Consider the following 15188-nt stretch of genomic DNA (forward strand, 5'->3'; position numbering starts at 1 on the left):
AGGTGGCGGTTATGGACATGATGTCGCGCGCCCGCGGGGTGTTCTACGGCCAGTGCATCGGCGATAACCTTGGCGCGCTGGTGGAGTTCTACGAGCCCGAAGACATCGCCGCCGAGTACCCAGGTGGGGTGCGCGAGATGCACGACGGCGGTAACACGTGCCGCCGGGCGCTGGAGGGCTTCGAGAAAGGCCACGCCTCCCAGGCCAACGGGGCTTTGATGCGCATCAGCCCGCTCGCGGTTGCCTACGCAGGCAAACCCGGGGAAGCGGAGCGGGGACCCCGCAAGGCCTCGCAAACGAAATCTGTGGATAACCCTCGTCAGCCCGCCGAGTTATCCACAGATTTGGAAACGCCGGGAACCCGCGTACAGTTTCCCCACTAGACGCCGGTTACAGTGTCTGACATGGCAGAAAAGGGCACCACCCACCGCGCTGAGCTGGTCATGCCGTACGGCACCGGCGACGTGGTCGTCTCCCCGCACGACTACGTATCCCCGCTGGGCACCCGGCTCACCCGCGCAGGCTGGAAGTCGGTGCTGCGCCGCATCGTCACCGACTTCGCCAACGATGCGATGGTGGACCGCGCCGCCGCCATGACGTACTACACGCTGCTGTCGGTCGCGCCGATGCTGCTGGCATCCTATTCCATCTTCAGCCTGCTCATGCCGCGCGAGGAGGACGCCCCGGACTCGCTGCTCGCCGAGCTGATCCGCTCGTACGTGCCCGCGGAATTGCAGGAAGATGCGTTGGCGTTGGTGCTGTCGATCGTCGGGACGCCGTCGCAAAGCACAATTGCCCTCGTGGTTTCAGTGCTGATCTCGCTGCTGTCCGCCTCCGGCTACGTGCGGTCGTTTTCGCGCAACGCGAACCTCATGTACGGCCGCACCGAAGGCCGCCCGATTGTGGTCACGTGGGCGACGATGTGGCTGGTCACGCTCGTGCTCGTCATTGGCGCGGTGGTGATTATCTTGGGCGCGCTGCTTACCGACGGCATCGTCAACGCCGTCCTCGGGCCCATCGCGCGGCCGCTGCAACTCGAAGAGGAGCTGGAATACCTCACCTCGATCTTCCTGCCCGTGTGGGACTACCTGCGGGGACCCGTGATTGCCGTGGTGGCAGTCGCGCTGGTCAGCGTGCTCTACCACTTCACACCGAACGTGCGGCCGGGGCGGTTCCGGGTGCTTACGCTCGGCTCGGCGCTGGCGCTCGCAGTGGCCAGCGCGCTGTGGGTGGGTTTTGGCTGGTACCTGAAGCTGGTGGGCGTGCGCAGCACCTACGGCGCGTTCGGGACGGTGCTGGCGGTGCTGGTGCTGGTGTGGACCGTCAACGTGGTGCTGCTGATGGGCGTGAAGATCGACGCCGAGGTGCTGCGCGCCAAGGAGCTGCAGGCGGGGATGGATTCGCGGCGCTGCATCCAGGCGCCGCCGCGCTCCAGCAGGGGTGCTGCGGGAAGGCTGCAAATGCGGCGGTGGACCGACCGGGTCGCCGACGAAATTTTGGACAGTTGAACACCGGCGCGTCGGTAGCGTGGTGGCATGACGTTGATTGATCCCCGCACAAAGTACCCGTCCGAGTTTCCCGCCGAGCCTCGCCAGGACAACCCCGGCTTGGACGTGAAGATGGCCACCGAGCCCGACCTGGGCCAGGAATCCTACGTGGGATCCGGCAAGCTCGAGGGCCGCCGTGCTCTTATCACCGGCGGCGACTCCGGTATCGGCGCCGCTACCGCCATCGCGTTCGCCCGCGAGGGTGCGGACGTGGCCATTTCCTACCTGCCGGAGGAGCAGGAGGACGCGGACCGCATTGTGAAGCTCATCGAGGACGCCGGGCGCACGGCAGTGGCGATCCCGGGCGACCTGCGGGAGCTGGACAACTGCGTGGCCGCGGTAGAAAAGACGATCGAGGGGCTCGGCGGCATTGACATCCTGGTCAACAACGCCTCCCGCCAGGTGTGGAATGACGGCATCCTCAACATCTCCGACGATGACTTCGACGCCACCATGAAAACCAACATCTACTCCGCCTTCCGAGTGACCAAGGAAGCGGTCAAGCACATGGAGCCGGGGTCATCCATCATCTTTTCCACGTCTATTCAGGCCTACAGCCCGTCGAAAGAACTGCTGGACTACGCCATGACCAAGGCCGCCTTCAACAACCTGGCCAAAGGCCTGTCCGGTGAGCTGCTGCCGTCGAAGGGCATTCGCGTCAACGCGGTCGCGCCGGGGCCGATCTGGACCGTGATCCAGCCTGCCGAAGGCCAGCCCAAGGAGGTCGTGGACAACTTCGCGCAAGACTCCGACATCGGCCGCCCGGGGCAGCCCGCGGAGCTCGCTGGCGCGTACGTCTTCCTCGCGTCCGAGGCCGCGTCCTACATCTCCGGCGAGACACTCGCGGTGACCGGCGGTGCGCTAACTCCGTAGCGCTGAACACCGTTCAAAACGGCCGGTGAGCTGCTAGAGTTCTAGCTCATGCACGCCCATGAAATCGCCGACATCGACGCTGCCCACATCTGGCACCCCTACGCGGAACCGGGGCAGTTCACCTACCCAGTCGACAGTGCCGCCGGCGCTCGCATCACGCTTTGCGACGGCCGCGTGCTCATCGACGCCATGTCCTCCTGGTGGGCCGCAATCCACGGCCACTCCAACCCGCGCCTGGTCGCGGCGGCCGAGGCGCAGATTGCCAAGATGAGCCACGTGATGTTCGGCGGGCTCACCCACGAGCCGGCGGCGACGCTGACGAAACGCCTGCTGGAGCTGACCGGCGGCGCCTTTTCCCAGGTGTTTTATTCCGATTCCGGGTCCGTGTCGGTGGAGGTGGCGATGAAGATGGCGCTGCAATACGCCATCGGGCTGGGGCATCCGGAGCGCACCACCTTCCTCACCTGGCGCTCCGGCTACCACGGCGACACGTTCGCCACCATGAGCGTGTGCGACCCGGAGGGCGGCATGCACGCGATGTGGGGCGACGCGCTGAAACCGCAGGTGTTTGCGCCCGCCCCGCCGGTACGCGGGGCGTCCGCCGCCGACCGCGATGCCTACCTCGATCAATTCGCGCGCCTGATCACGCCGGAGATCGCCGGCGTGATCGTCGAGCCGGTGGTCCAGGGCGCCGGCGGCATGCGCTTCCATGACCCCGAACTGCTTTCAGGGCTTCGCACACTTTGCGACGCCTCCGGCATCCCCCTCATCGCCGACGAAATCGCCACCGGGTTCGGCCGCACCGGCCAACTGTTCACCACCCTGGACAATGGCGTGGTGCCCGACATCATGTGCGTGGGCAAGGCGATGACCGGCGGATTCATGACGCTTGCGGCCACCCTCGCCACCGAGAAGATCGCATCCGGGATGCAGCCGAAAGCGCTCATGCACGGCCCGACGTTCATGGCGAACCCGCTCGCGTGCGCGGTCGCGGCCGAGTCCGTCGCAATGGTGGCGGAGGGGCAGTGGCGCGACCAGGTCGCCCGGATCGAAGCCGGCCTCGAGCGCGGCCTGCGCCCGCTGGCGGCCACCCCGGGCGTGGCAGACGTGCGCGTGCTCGGGGCTATCGGCGTGGTCGAGCTCGAGCACGACGCGCCCATGCGCGAGACCACCGAGGCCGCGATGGCCGAGGGAGTGTGGATCCGTCCGTTCGGCCGGTTGATCTACACCATGCCGCCCTACATCTGCTCAGACGAAGACATCGCCCAGATCTGCCGGGGCATGACGGCAGCATCCAAGGAGGCCACGAAATGATCATCGCCGTCACCGGCACCAACACCGACGTGGGCAAGACGGTGGCCACCGCCGCCATCGCCGCCGTGCTCAAGCGCCGCGGTGTCGACGTCGTGGCAGCCAAACCCATCCAGACGGGGGAGGCACCGGGGCAGGGGGACGCGGCAGCCGTCGAGAAGCTTGCTGGCGTTGCGACCTTCGAGCGGTGGCGCTACCCGGAGCCACTCGCGCCGAACCTCGCCGCGCGGCGGGCGGGGATCCAAACCCCGAGCCTGGATGAGGTCGCCGAATGGATCCGCAGCCTCGACGCCCCCGGGCGCGTCGTGCTGGTCGAAGGCGCCGGCGGGCTGCTTGTGCGGCTTGCGGACGACTACACACTCGCCGACATCGCCAAGGCCACAGGCGCGCCGCTGGTGGTGGTGACCTCGCTGGGCCTGGGCAGCCTCAACCTCGCCGAGCTGACCTGCGCCCAAGCCCGTGGCATGGGGCTGGAGGTGCTGGGGCTGATTGGCGGGAGCATGCCCGATAACCCGGACCTGCCCACGCGGCTTAACGTCGAAGAGCTGCCGGAAGTCACCGGCGCCGACTACTGGGGCCACCTGCCGGAAGGCTGCGGCCGACTGGACCCGGAGCGGTTCGCGGAGGTCGCCTGGGACGCGATCGGGGAGTGCGTGCGCGTAGGCTCGCGGGCATGATCGACGCCCGCGACACCGCCCTCATCTTCGAAGGAGGAGGCACCCGCAACTCGTACACCGCCCCGGTGGTGGAAAAGCTCATCGCGGAGGAGGTCCAGGTCGGCTGGGTCGGCGGCATTTCCGCCGGTTCGGTGCACGCGTTGAACTTCGCCTCCCGCGACACATGGCGCTCCGAGAACGCGTTCACGGAGTTCGTGGGCAACCCCAAGTTCGGCGGGTGGCGCTCTGTGGTGAGAGGCAGGGGCCTGATCAACGGCGAGTGGGCGTACGAGCAATCCGAGGACGTCCTGCCGTTCGACTTCGACGCGTTCGCCCGGACCACCGAGGAGGTCCACGTTGAGGCTGTGCGGGCCGACACGGGGGAGACGGTGGCGTTCAACCGCGACGACCTGCGCACCTTGGAGGACGTCGCCCTTGCCGCGCGAACGTCATCGACGCTGCCGATCCTGATGAAGATGCGCGAAATCGACGGCGTGCCCTACGTCGACGGCGCGCTGGGCACCTCGGGCGGTTTGCTCATCGACGCCGCCCGCGCCGCCGGTTACTCGCGTTTCCTCGCCGTGCTCACCCGCCCGCGCGATTACGTCAAGGGGCCGCAGAAACGCGAGCGCGCCGTGCGCCGCATCCTGCGCAACACGCCGAAAGTCGCCGACGCGATGGTGGCTCGGCCGGGCATCTACAACGCCGCGAAGCAATCGCTTATCGACGAAGCTGCCGCCGGCAACGCCTACCTCTTCTTCCCCGACGAGATGGGGGTCGAATCCACCGAGCTCGACGCGGAGAAACTGCGGGCGAACTACGCGGCCGGCCAGGCCCAGGTTGAGCGCGATTGGCCTGCGATGCGCGAGTTCCTCACCGCGAAGCGCTAGTCCGCGATGAGCGGCTCGATGGTCAGCTCCGGGTGCTCCTTCTCCACGAACGCGAGCTTCCACTTGTCGCCGAACAGGGCGATGAGCTCGCCGTCGGTGCGGGTGAAGATCTCCACGCCGCGCTGACGCCCCAGCTCCTGCGCGGAGTCGGCGTCGGTGCGGCGCGCCACCGAGTACGGGATCGGCTCGGTGACGGTTTCGACGTTGTACTCGTTTTCCATCCGCGCCTGCATGACCTCGAACTGCATGGGTCCGACCGCGGCCATGACGGGGGCGGCGTCGCCGCGGGCGTCGTTGCGCAGGATCTGCACCACGCCCTCGGCGTCCAGCTGGTCCAGTGCCTTGCGGAACTGCTTGTACTTGCCCAGCGACTTCGCGCGCAGGGTACGGAAGTGCTCCGGCGCGAACTGCGGCATCGGCGGGAACTGGACCTTCTTCCCGTCGTAAATCGTGTCGCCCGGCGCCAGCGCACCGGCGTTGACTAGGCCGATGATGTCGCCCGGGTACGCCGTTTCCACCGTGTCGCGGTTGCGGCCGAACACCGTCAGCGCGTACTTCGTAGAAAAGCTGCGGCCGGACTGCGCGTGCGTGACCTGCATGCCGCGGTCGAACTCGCCGGAGACCACGCGCATGAACGCCAGGGTGTCGCGGTGGTTTTTGTCCATGCCGGCCTGAACCTTAAACACCACGCCGGAGAAGTCGTCGCCGACCTCGCGCTGCTCGTCCATCGCGGTGGTGGACGCCTCGACGGCCTTCGGGTCGGACGCGCGGCCCTCGGGCGCGGGGGCGATGGCGCACAGCGTGTCCAGGATCTGGTGCACGCCGAAGTTCAGCATCGCGGAGGCGAAGATGATCGGCGAGGTGATGCACTGCTCGAAGAGCTGCTGGTCGTGCACGGCGCCGTCCTCAAGCAACAGCGATGCCTCCTCGACGGCGGTGTCCCACACGTCGCCTTCCTTCGCCTCCGCCTCGTCGGGGGAGTAGTGCTCCTCCGGGGCGATGGTGGAGCCGCCGGCGGTGCGGGTGAAGTGCACGTATCCGTCGATGTCGCCGTCGCGGGAGACGTGCGCTAGCCCGCGGAAATCGCCCGCCTCACCCACCGGCCAGTACAGCGGGGTCGGCTGCAGGTCGATCTCGGAGACGATCTCGTCGACAAGCTCGAGCGGCTCGCGGCCCACGCGGTCCCACTTGTTGATCACGGTGACAATCGGCAGCCCGCGGGCCTTGCACACGCGGAAGAGTTTCAGGGTTTGCGGCTCGAGGCCTTTGGCTGCGTCGATAAGCATCACTGCGGCATCGACGGCGGAAAGCACGCGGTAGGTGTCCTCGGAGAAGTCCGCGTGGCCCGGGGTGTCCACCAGGTTGACCACGTACGGCTCGCCCTCGTGGCCGTCGGGGGCGTACTCGAACTGCAGCGCCGAGGACGCGACCGAGATGCCGCGGTCTTTTTCCATCTCCATCCAGTCCGACACGGTGGACTTGCGGTTGCCCTTGCCGTGCACCGCGCCCGCCTCCGAAATGACGTGCGCGTGCAGCGCCAGCGCCTCCGTGATCGTCGACTTACCGGCGTCCGGGTGGGCGATGACGGCGAATGTGCGGCGGCGCGCGGCTTCGGAAACGGTACTCATAAGCAGCTAGCTTATCGACGCACCTTTGGCCAAGTACAGTCGTGCCCATGACAACAATCGGAGTGTTTCTTGGATCTGTACGCAACGGCCGCATCGGCGAGCAGGTCGGCTCCTGGGTGATGGACGCCGCCGCCGAGCGCGACGTGGACTACCGCCTGCTCGACCTGGCCGATTTCGACGTGTCGCACCTGGTTGCGGAGGTTGTGCCGGGGGCGGCGAACAAGCAGTACGACGACCCGGCGGTAACCCGCTGGTCCGAGGCGGTGGACGCCTGCGACGGGTTCGTCTTTGTCACCCCGGAGTACAACCACTCCATCCCGGGCACGATGAAAAACGCCTTTGACTCACTGTTCGGAGAGTGGGCGGGCAAGCCGGTGGCGTTTGTGAGCTACGGCGGCGACGGCGGCGTGCGCGCGGTGGAGCACTGGCGCCAGATTGTGGCGAACCTGTCCATGCGCGGCATCCGCAACCAGGTCGCGCTGGACATTTTTGGCGAGGACGTTGAAGACGGCGAGCTCGCCCCGCGCGAGGACAAGCAGGCGGCGCTGACGCGCGCGCTGGATGACCTGGAGGCCGAGCTGGGCTAGTCCGTGAGCGGGAGCTCGAACTTCAGGCCGCTGCACTCGATGCGCGCGGTGTGCGAGCCGTTCCACTCGGGGGACAACCCGACCTCTTCGAGCGCGTCGACGACAGCCTGGCCGATCTCCGCGTCGGATTCGTCGCCGGGGTTGTCCATGGAGCTGAAGCCGAATAAGAGCTCGCCGGTATGGATGACGTTGTCCACGTCCTGCATGGTGCAGTAGGCGTAGCCTTTATGCCCGTCTTCGCGGGCGACGTCGGCGCCGTCTTCAGCGGCCTCGCCCATGTCGTAGCCCTCGTCGAAGGAGAAGGCGAGGTCGCGCTTGGCCAGGGCGTCGCGCAGCGCGTCGATGCGCTTGGCATCCTCGGAGGCTTCGGGGACTACGCGGGCGTATTCGTCCCGGACCTCCTCGAAGACGGACACGGGGACCCCGTCGTCTTCGAGTCCGGCGGTGATCATGTCTGCGCTCCAGCCGTGGCAGAGCTGGAGGCAGATTTCGCTGGTGGTCTCGTCGGGTTCGTAAAGGCCCTCTGCGGGCGGGTATTTGCTGTCGAACATGGCATGGCGGGTCATGCCCCACAACCTACCGTGTTGCGTGGATCACGTTCTGTGCTTTGCCTAGGCCTTCGCTGACAATCAGCTGCACGGCCTCGGCGGCGAGCGCGACCTGGTCGGAGATGTCGCCCTCGATGGGGGAGAGCACCCAGTCCGGCACCGCCATGCCGTTCGGCGGGCGTCCGATGCCCATCCGTACACGCAGGTAGTCGCGGGTGCCCAGGTGCTCGGTGATGGATTTCAGCCCGTTGTGGCCGTTTTCGTTGCCGCCGAGCTTCACGCGCACTTTCCCGGCGGGCAGGTCCAGCTCGTCGTGCACCACGATGATGCGCTCCGGCGCCACCCCCAGTTGCTCGGCCAGCGGGCCGACGGACTCGCCGGTGGTGTTCATGTACGTTGTCGAGCGCGCGAAGGCCACCCCATCGCGCACCTGCACCAGCGCCTTGATCCCCGGCACCGGGGTAAGCTCGCCGGCTAACTCGTCGAGCGCCATGTAGCCCACGTTATGCCTGGTAGCGGCGTATTTCGCGCCCGGGTTGCCCAGCCCCACCACGAGCCACTCCGCCTCCAGCTGGGGGGTGCGTTTGCGCCTGAAGAATCCGAACATGACGCATACTCTAGCCATGGAGTTTCCACGCGTGATCGCAGCACCCATGGCCGGCGGGCCGTCCACGCCCGCGCTCGTCAACGCGGTGAGCTTCGGCTTCATCGCGCTCGGCACCTGCACCGTCGACCAGGCCCGCGAGTGGCTCGCCGCGTGCGAGCCGCCGTTCGGCGCCAACCTTTTCGTGCCGCAGCGGGAGCCTTTGCCTAACGACGTCCTCACGGTCGCCCGCCGCCTCCACCAAGAAGTCCCCGAAGTGGCGTCCGACTACGCGGAGAAGTTTGCGCTCGTGCTCGATGCCGCGCCGGCGGTGGTCTCGTCCACGTTCGGCTGCTTCACCGAAGGCGAGATCGCCCAGCTGCACGCCGCGGGCTCGGAGGCGTGGGCGACGGTGACCAACCCCGCCGAGATCGCCGAGGCTAAGCGCCGCGGCGTCGACGGCGTGATCGTCCAGGGCCCGCGCGCCGGCGGCCACCGTGCAACCTGGGACCAGCACGAGGACCCGGACCAGCGGACGTTGGAGGAACTGCTCGCGCTGGCGGACGGTCCTTTGATCGCGGCGGGAGGGGTGCGGGGACCGGAGGACGTCGCAAAGCTTGGCGTCCCTGTCGCCTGCGGCACCGCATTTCTGCTCGCGGACGAGGCCGGCACCAGCGTGCGCAACCGCGAACTGCTGCGCACGGACGCGCCCGCGGTGGTCTCGCGCGCGTTCTCCGGGCGGTGGGCGAGCGGGGTGGAAACCGCGTTCACCCGCGAGCACCCGGACCTGCCGCCGACCTACCCGTACCTGCGCCCCATGACGAAGGGCAACGACTACTGCCTCGTCGGCGCGGACCGCGGCGAGCTCATTACCGCGCCGGCGCGTGAAATCGAGCGGATGCTAACGCCCTAGCTGGCCGGGGCGATGTTAGGGGCATGAAACTTTCCAAGATTGCCATCGCCACCGCAACCACCGGCGCCCTCGCGATGGGCGCGCTCGCCCCAGCCGCCCCCGCAACTCCTGTTTCACACGATGTCGCGTACAGCGGCAGCGCTTGGGGGCTCTACAGCTTCCTCATGACCAACATCATGAAAGGTGTCAGCCAGCTCGGCGGCGGCTCGCAAGAAGCGGCGATGTTCAGCTCCGTGCCGTTCATCATCCTGCTGCTCCCGCTGCAGATGATCGCCGAGGCTGAGGTTCGCCTGCTGGACCAGCTCAGCCGCTAATACACCCGCGTGGTGTTCTCGATCGCGCCCAGGCCTTCTATTTCCACCCGCACCGTGTCGCCGTTAGCGAGGTAGCGCTTCGGGTTGCGGGCGTGTCCCACGCCGGCGGGGGTGCCGGTGGCGATGACGTCGCCCGGCTCGAGCGGGTAGAGGTGCGAGATGAACTCCACCAGCTTCGCCGGCGTGAACACGAGGTCGTCGGTGGGGGCGTGCTGCATCACTTCGCCGTTGACGGTGGTGGTAATCGCAGGCCCCGGCTGCCACTCGGTGTCTAGCCACGGGCCGAAGCCCGCGGTCTTCTCCAGCGACTTGCCCTGGTGCCACTGCTGCGTGCGCTTTTGAAAGTGACGCTGGGTGTAGTCGTTGATCACCGAGTATCCCGCGATGTGCTCGGCGCCGTTGGTTGCGTGGCGGGCGCGGGTGCCGACGATCACCGCGAGCTCGCCCTCAAAATCCAGGGTGTCGGCGTTGAAGCTGGGCACCTCGGCGTCGTCGTGGGCGCCGATGAGCGCCTCCGGGTACTTGATAAACAAAGTCGGCACGTCCGGCTGCTCGTGTCCCATCTCCGCGATGTGCTTGGCGTAGTTCAGTCCCACGCAGATGATCTTGCCGGGGCGCGGGATCACCGGCGCGAGGTCGCCCGGGGTGAAGGTGATCTCCTTGCCTTCGTCGAAGGTGTCGTCGCGCAAAAGCTTTCCGACGTCCTCCGCGCCCAACGTCACCGCCCTTCCCTCGCCGATAACGCGGGCGGCGGTGGTGGTGTCTCCGGTCCTGATCGTGGCAAGTTTCATGCGCGCTAGCCTATCGCGCGCAGGATCTCATCCGCCGCGTCCGCCGACGCGATAGCAAGGTCCACCTGCTCCTTCGCACTGAATGGTTTGAGCACGTAATCTGCCGGGGCCATCCGTCCGGGCGGGCGGCCGATGCCCACCGCCACCTTGTTGTACGGCTTGCCGCCGAGGGATTTCGTGATGGATTTCAGCCCGTTGTGCCCGTGGTCGCCGCCGCCGAGGCGAAGCTTCACGTCGCCGAGCTCCAAATCCAGCTCGTCGTGCACTACGTACAGGTCTTCCGGCTGCACGCTGAAGTAATCCATCAGCGCTTTGATTGGCCCGCCGGAGACGTTCATGAAAGACCGGGTGCGTGCGAGGACCGCATGGTCGTCGTCAAGCAAACGCCCCTTTGCAAGCTCGGCGATCTCTGTATTCGTGCGTTTGTGCACCGCAAGCTGTGCAGGCATGGGGGTTGCGCGGCCGAGCAGCTCCTCCACGACGAAGATGCCCGCGTTGTGCCGCGTGGCCGCGTACTGCGGGCCCGGGTTGCCGAGGCCGACGATCAAGATAGTCACGCCCACGAGGATACAGATGCATATAACTTGGGAATTGAGTTGTGGGAAGCTGTGAGTGGTCGTATTTTTGTCTTGACGTTTTATCTCGGCCACCACGAAGGGCGCAACCATGCGTACACCCAGAAAAATGCTCACAATCGCGCTGTGCGCGGGACTTATCTCGGCGGGAGCGCCCGTCGCCAACGCGGCGATTTCCCAACAGCCATCCGGCTTCGAAGTGACCAACCCGGTATCTGACACAGGCGGTATCGTTTCCGGCCTCTTCGAGCCGGGCGCCTGGTCCAGCTACACCTTCCTGCACCCGGCTTCTGGTGTCCAGCGGCTGAACTCGGAGCTGTATTTTCTCGCCAGCATGAATAGGCAGGTCGCTTTCGACCCCGGAACCACCACCATGTCCAAACGCGGCGACACGATGGTGTTTGTCACCCGAGACCACCAGGCCGGCGCCGAAGTCACGCGCGAGATCACGGTCCGCGGCAACGCCGTCGACGTCACGGTTGCCATGAAGAACACCGGCAGCTCCCCGGCGTGGGCGAACCTGGATATCATCCATCAAATCCGGAACTGGCCCGAAAACCTCGGGGCGCGAACCGATGCCTCCGGTGCGATCTCCGTTGCTCCGGTTAGTGGCCAGGGCTACGAGGTGACCGCGGAGTTCGATGGTGCTGAGCGCGCTTCCGCCGCAGGAACCGTCGGGGACTTTGTAACCGGCACGGATGCCACATCGAACGCCCCAGTTCAGGGCGGCGAATGGCGAAACACCCGGCTCGCCCCGGGAGATACCCTCCACGCCGCAGCCACATTCACCACCCGCATGCTCCCCGGAGCGCTGGACCGCGACGGTGACGGCTTGCTCGACGAATGGGAGACGCGCGGCTACCCGCTCCGCGACGGCACCGTGCTGCCGTTGAACCGCTGGGGCGCGGACCCGGACCGCAAAGACGTATTCCTGCAGCTGAACTGGATGAAATCCGAGTGGGAGGACCAGGGATGCGACCGGGTGAACCGGTATGCGGCGTCAGGTCCCGAGCTGGAGAAGTTTCTCCGCTGCTCTGAGCTGAACACCAACTCGTACCGTCCGTCCATCGCGACGCTGACGAAACTGGAGGACCTGTTCGCCGACCACGACATCGCCCTGCACATCGATGCAGGTGAGCTGTACAAAAGCGCCGACATGATCGGCTACACCGAAACACACGGTGGCAAGACCGAGTCTTACCAGGAAGGGTTCTTCCTCAAGGGTGAACACCGCGGCCTAGCGTTGCAGGATCTCCGCGATGAGCTGCTCGGCGACCGCTCAGGCGTGTTCTATGCCGGCCTCATCGGCGACAAGAAGGAGGAAGGTGACAGGTCTTCCGGCGAGGGGCTCGTCAAGGACGGCGCGTTCTTCGTCGCGAAGGGTGCCGGGCTGAACTCCCAGGACCTGTTGGGCAAGACCATCCTGCACGAGTTCGGCCACAACCTCGGCCTGAGCCACTACGGCATCAACGGCCGCCCGGCCGGCGTGGCGGACAACCAGTTCTTGCCGAACTACAAGTCCTCAATGAACTACCTCTACCAGTTCCGCGAGTTCAACTTCTCTGAGGGCGAGTCGCGCAACACAGCCTCGCCGAAGGAAATCTGCCGCCCGTTCTTCTGTTTCCAGGGCAATTACTCTGTTCCTGCCGACTGGGAGAGCTTGGATTTCCGCGGCGCCAACAAGGGCGCCAATGTCGCACGCCGCTACGTGGAGGATTCCGAGGTGCAAGCACCGGATCCGGAGATCCATGACCACAAAGAGACGGTGCGGGAGCTGGCAATCGCCGCAGCCGACAAGAATGAAGGCAAGGCCGGATTCGAGCTGTCCACCACCGATGACAGCGGCATTGTGACCCTGCGCAACGACAATGTGCTGCACGGCAAGCTGACCAACCTCGGCCTGGATGTTTCCAAGTTCACCGTGACAACGCGTTTTGAAAACGGCGGCAGCGGCACCCAGACCATCGTCGTGCCCGGCGTGCTCAAGGAAGGCTCGACCGCGGATGTGCGGATCCCCGTCCCCAACGCCGCCGCGCTTCGCGGCCCGAAGACTCGCGTCGCGGTGGAGATCAGGAACGACAAGCGGGAGCTGGTCTACTCCGAGTACTTCGACGTGTCGGTGCTCGACTACACCAAGGCCGAGGCGGACAAGGCGTTGAAGGAGCTGGAGAAGTCCAACGCCTCCAAGAAGACGAAGGACAAGGCCCGCGCTCGCTTGAGCGTCGCGGCAACCCCGAAGCCAAGCCTGACGACGAGCTCCGCCCAGCCCGCCCCAACCCAAAAACCAACCCCCTCCGCCGTGCCCGCACCGCAGAAGCAGAACGCCCAGACCGGCGGTAATGCGAAGAGCGAGTCCGGCAGCTCCACCGGCGGCATCCTCGCGATCATCCTGGCGGTGCTCGGCGTGCTCGGTGCCGGCGCCTACGCCGTGACTCAGGGCTACGTCCAGATCCCGGGCCTGAACTTCTAGCTAGAAAAGAGAAGACTGTGATGACAAAACAGCGAGTATTTGGTGCGGCACTCGCCGCTGCAGTGGCGACATCGGTGGTTGCGCCTGTGGCGGACGGTGCGATGCCGGCGGTGTGCTCGAACGAGCGCGAGGTCCAAACGAACGCGACAATCTGGGATCCCCGTGACGAGTGGGCAATCAACGTCTACCCCGAAGTTCCTGCCGCGGGACAATTTAACGCGCTCAAGATCGCAGTGTGGGACACGAGCAGAACCGGTGATGACCGGGGAGCATTTCCACAGGCTGCGACCTACCATGTACGGACGAACGCTACAGATGAGTACGTCGACGCCCCGGGATACGGTGGGGTCGACGCCGACGGGAACCCGACACTGCTGGTTTTCCTCCCGGAGACCTACGACACCGATTCTCCAGGCACGTTGCAGATCAAGCTGGAAGATCCAGACCACGCACTACCGGCGTCCGGGACAACCGGCACAAGAGCATTGGCGACGCTGTACACCGCAGCGGCGGCGCAAGCGTCGATTAAAACGTTGGATGAGTTCGGCGACCCAGCGCAGCGGATTCCAGCATCGGTAAAGGCGGATGGGTTCACGATCCCTGCCTCGCGCCACTCCGCTGACGGCACCGTGCATTTCGACCACGTGTTGCCGTGCACGGCAGCGACGGTGGAGTTCGGTATTCCGAGGTACTCCAAGTACTTGGCTCTCGCGCCAGTCTCGTCCGACGGCCTTTCCCCTTCAATGACGACAGATCTGGGAACGCACCATATTCGTTTCGAGCGGGGCGATTTCACCGCTTCTATCCTGGATACGGACGGGCGACCGGTCGCCGGGCAGCCGGTGCGAGTGGAAGGACCGGGCGGGAGTCAGACGCTCACCACGAACGAGGCAGGGCGATTCACCTTAACCGAGGCGCAGCCTGGCGCATACACCCTCAGCGCCGAATCCAACGGCTCCACGCTGCGAAAGACCCTGTTCGTGAAACCGGGTGAAAGCCGGTCCGTGTCTGTCAGTTTCGCAGCCGCACCTGCCACCGGAACCCAAGTGACAGCAACAGCTACTGTGACCGCTGGTGCTAGAACGACCGTAACGCCGGCGCCCGTGACGGTTCAGAGCATGGCGACCATCACTGAGACCGTGCTTTCTACCACCACGACGAGTCGAACTGTCCCAGCGGCGGTCCACACCGGAGAGCCAGTAACTGTCACGTCTACCGCGAATGTGGCGGTCACTTCAACAGCACCCCGCCCGGTGGTCACACGAACCGCAAGCGCTGCAACGACGACTGAAAGCGTGGTGGTAGACCCCAACGGTCGAGTGGTGCTGACCGCACTTGCCGTGGTGGCAACCCTGGGCGGAGCAGTGGCGGCGGTGTTGGGCAGCATCCCGGGACTTGACGTCCAGCAGCTCGCAGCACGAATCGAAGGCGGAAAGTAATGACAAACCGGAATCATGTTCGCGCGCTTGCTGTAGCACTGGCTGTGGGATTGGTTGGTTCGT

The 15188-nt window shown here is 65.9% G+C and carries 16 protein-coding genes; 11 read left to right on the forward strand and 5 right to left on the reverse strand.

All coding sequences use genetic code 11. The features are described 5' to 3' along the window. Positions 1-11: 11 nt before the first annotated feature. Genes ACX1NL_RS04055 through ACX1NL_RS04080 form a run of 6 tightly spaced genes read left to right on the forward strand, consistent with a single transcriptional unit; the run spans position 12 to position 5277 of the window. Positions 12-383, forward strand: a complete 372-nt coding sequence (locus tag ACX1NL_RS04055) for an ADP-ribosylglycohydrolase family protein (protein ID WP_448230591.1) — start codon at positions 12-14, stop codon at positions 381-383. 21 nt (positions 384-404) lie between these two features. Beyond that, complete coding sequence (locus ACX1NL_RS04060; protein WP_448230590.1) at positions 405-1508, forward strand: YihY/virulence factor BrkB family protein; 1104 nt, start codon at positions 405-407, stop codon at positions 1506-1508. Between the two features lie 27 nt (positions 1509-1535). Beyond that, the gene (locus tag ACX1NL_RS04065; RefSeq protein ID WP_458898679.1) at positions 1536-2420 is read left to right on the forward strand and encodes an SDR family oxidoreductase; all 885 of its coding nucleotides are present in this window, start codon (positions 1536-1538) and stop codon (positions 2418-2420) included. A 48-nt stretch (positions 2421-2468) separates the two neighbouring features. Then, positions 2469-3734 (forward strand): adenosylmethionine--8-amino-7-oxononanoate transaminase, encoded by a 1266-nt coding sequence (locus ACX1NL_RS04070; RefSeq protein ID WP_458898680.1) that lies wholly within the window; start codon positions 2469-2471, stop codon positions 3732-3734. After that, positions 3731-4408, forward strand: coding sequence for a dethiobiotin synthase (gene bioD, locus ACX1NL_RS04075; protein WP_458898681.1), 678 nt, complete (start codon positions 3731-3733; stop codon positions 4406-4408). The genes ACX1NL_RS04070 and bioD overlap by 4 nt, the downstream gene beginning before the upstream one ends. Continuing rightward, the gene (locus ACX1NL_RS04080) at positions 4405-5277 is read left to right on the forward strand and encodes a patatin-like phospholipase family protein (RefSeq protein WP_458898682.1); all 873 of its coding nucleotides are present in this window, start codon (positions 4405-4407) and stop codon (positions 5275-5277) included. The genes bioD and ACX1NL_RS04080 overlap by 4 nt, the downstream gene beginning before the upstream one ends. Here the strand turns inward: ACX1NL_RS04080 and ACX1NL_RS04085 are convergent. Further along, positions 5274-6905, reverse strand: coding sequence for a peptide chain release factor 3 (locus ACX1NL_RS04085; RefSeq protein WP_458898683.1), 1632 nt, complete (start codon positions 6903-6905; stop codon positions 5274-5276). The two genes, ACX1NL_RS04080 and ACX1NL_RS04085, sit on opposite strands and share 4 nt — an antisense overlap. A 47-nt stretch (positions 6906-6952) precedes the next feature. Between ACX1NL_RS04085 and ACX1NL_RS04090 the strand changes: the two genes are divergently transcribed. After that, entirely contained in the window at positions 6953-7492 is a 540-nt protein-coding gene (locus tag ACX1NL_RS04090; RefSeq protein WP_458898684.1) for an NADPH-dependent FMN reductase, read from the forward strand. Here the strand turns inward: ACX1NL_RS04090 and ACX1NL_RS04095 are convergent. Both ACX1NL_RS04095 and pth (ACX1NL_RS04100) read right to left on the reverse strand, forming a co-directional pair. Then, on the reverse strand, positions 7489-8058 hold the full coding sequence (locus ACX1NL_RS04095) for a DUF6891 domain-containing protein (RefSeq protein WP_301612722.1): 570 nt from the start codon (positions 8056-8058) through the stop codon (positions 7489-7491). The genes ACX1NL_RS04090 and ACX1NL_RS04095 overlap by 4 nt on opposite strands. A gap of 10 nt (positions 8059-8068) precedes the next feature. Further along, positions 8069-8647, reverse strand: coding sequence for an aminoacyl-tRNA hydrolase (gene pth, locus ACX1NL_RS04100; protein WP_458898685.1), 579 nt, complete (start codon positions 8645-8647; stop codon positions 8069-8071). On the opposite strand from pth (ACX1NL_RS04100), the gene ACX1NL_RS04105 reads away from it, so the two are divergent. Both ACX1NL_RS04105 and ACX1NL_RS04110 read left to right on the forward strand, forming a co-directional pair. Beyond that, on the forward strand, positions 8646-9536 hold the full coding sequence (locus ACX1NL_RS04105) for an NAD(P)H-dependent flavin oxidoreductase (protein ID WP_458898686.1): 891 nt from the start codon (positions 8646-8648) through the stop codon (positions 9534-9536). The two genes, pth (ACX1NL_RS04100) and ACX1NL_RS04105, sit on opposite strands and share 2 nt — an antisense overlap. 23 nt (positions 9537-9559) lie before the next feature. Further along, positions 9560-9850: a hypothetical protein gene (locus tag ACX1NL_RS04110; protein ID WP_311389249.1), complete on the forward strand. Its 291-nt coding sequence runs from the start codon at positions 9560-9562 to the stop codon at positions 9848-9850. Here ACX1NL_RS04110 and ACX1NL_RS04115 read toward each other — a convergent pair. Together ACX1NL_RS04115 and pth (ACX1NL_RS04120) are read right to left on the reverse strand one after the other, a co-directional pair. Further along, a complete protein-coding gene (locus tag ACX1NL_RS04115; RefSeq protein ID WP_311389248.1) occupies positions 9847-10641 on the reverse strand; it encodes a fumarylacetoacetate hydrolase family protein in 795 nt (264 codons plus the stop codon). The genes ACX1NL_RS04110 and ACX1NL_RS04115 overlap by 4 nt on opposite strands. Positions 10642-10646: 5 nt before the next feature. After that, the gene (gene pth, locus ACX1NL_RS04120) at positions 10647-11198 is read right to left on the reverse strand and encodes an aminoacyl-tRNA hydrolase (RefSeq protein ID WP_458898687.1); all 552 of its coding nucleotides are present in this window, start codon (positions 11196-11198) and stop codon (positions 10647-10649) included. A 127-nt stretch (positions 11199-11325) separates the two neighbouring features. On the opposite strand from pth (ACX1NL_RS04120), the gene ACX1NL_RS04125 reads away from it, so the two are divergent. Next, positions 11326-13686, forward strand: coding sequence for a hypothetical protein (locus tag ACX1NL_RS04125; RefSeq protein WP_458898688.1), 2361 nt, complete (start codon positions 11326-11328; stop codon positions 13684-13686). A 20-nt stretch (positions 13687-13706) separates the two neighbouring features. Beyond that, positions 13707-15125 (forward strand): carboxypeptidase-like regulatory domain-containing protein, encoded by a 1419-nt coding sequence (locus ACX1NL_RS04130; protein WP_458898898.1) that lies wholly within the window; start codon positions 13707-13709, stop codon positions 15123-15125. The last annotated feature ends 63 nt before the right edge of the window (positions 15126-15188 follow it).

Source organism: Corynebacterium sp. CQ3829_602738 (assembly GCF_054478435.1).

Coding starts and splice junctions, on each gene's coding strand:
- ACX1NL_RS04055 (WP_448230591.1), top strand. CDS start 12: ATGGACATGATGTCGCGCGCCCGCGGGGTGTTCTACGGCCAGTGCATC.
- ACX1NL_RS04060 (WP_448230590.1), top strand. CDS start 405: ATGGCAGAAAAGGGCACCACCCACCGCGCTGAGCTGGTCATGCCGTAC.
- ACX1NL_RS04065 (WP_458898679.1), top strand. CDS start 1,536: ATGACGTTGATTGATCCCCGCACAAAGTACCCGTCCGAGTTTCCCGCC.
- ACX1NL_RS04070 (WP_458898680.1), top strand. CDS start 2,469: ATGCACGCCCATGAAATCGCCGACATCGACGCTGCCCACATCTGGCAC.
- bioD (WP_458898681.1), top strand. CDS start 3,731: ATGATCATCGCCGTCACCGGCACCAACACCGACGTGGGCAAGACGGTG.
- ACX1NL_RS04080 (WP_458898682.1), top strand. CDS start 4,405: ATGATCGACGCCCGCGACACCGCCCTCATCTTCGAAGGAGGAGGCACC.
- ACX1NL_RS04085 (WP_458898683.1), bottom strand. CDS start 6,905: ATGAGTACCGTTTCCGAAGCCGCGCGCCGCCGCACATTCGCCGTCATC.
- ACX1NL_RS04090 (WP_458898684.1), top strand. CDS start 6,953: ATGACAACAATCGGAGTGTTTCTTGGATCTGTACGCAACGGCCGCATC.
- ACX1NL_RS04095 (WP_301612722.1), bottom strand. CDS start 8,058: ATGACCCGCCATGCCATGTTCGACAGCAAATACCCGCCCGCAGAGGGC.
- ACX1NL_RS04105 (WP_458898686.1), top strand. CDS start 8,646: ATGACGCATACTCTAGCCATGGAGTTTCCACGCGTGATCGCAGCACCC.
- pth (WP_458898685.1), bottom strand. CDS start 8,647: ATGTTCGGATTCTTCAGGCGCAAACGCACCCCCCAGCTGGAGGCGGAG.
- ACX1NL_RS04110 (WP_311389249.1), top strand. CDS start 9,560: ATGAAACTTTCCAAGATTGCCATCGCCACCGCAACCACCGGCGCCCTC.
- ACX1NL_RS04115 (WP_311389248.1), bottom strand. CDS start 10,641: ATGAAACTTGCCACGATCAGGACCGGAGACACCACCACCGCCGCCCGC.
- ACX1NL_RS04125 (WP_458898688.1), top strand. CDS start 11,326: ATGCTCACAATCGCGCTGTGCGCGGGACTTATCTCGGCGGGAGCGCCC.
- ACX1NL_RS04130 (WP_458898898.1), top strand. CDS start 13,707: ATGACAAAACAGCGAGTATTTGGTGCGGCACTCGCCGCTGCAGTGGCG.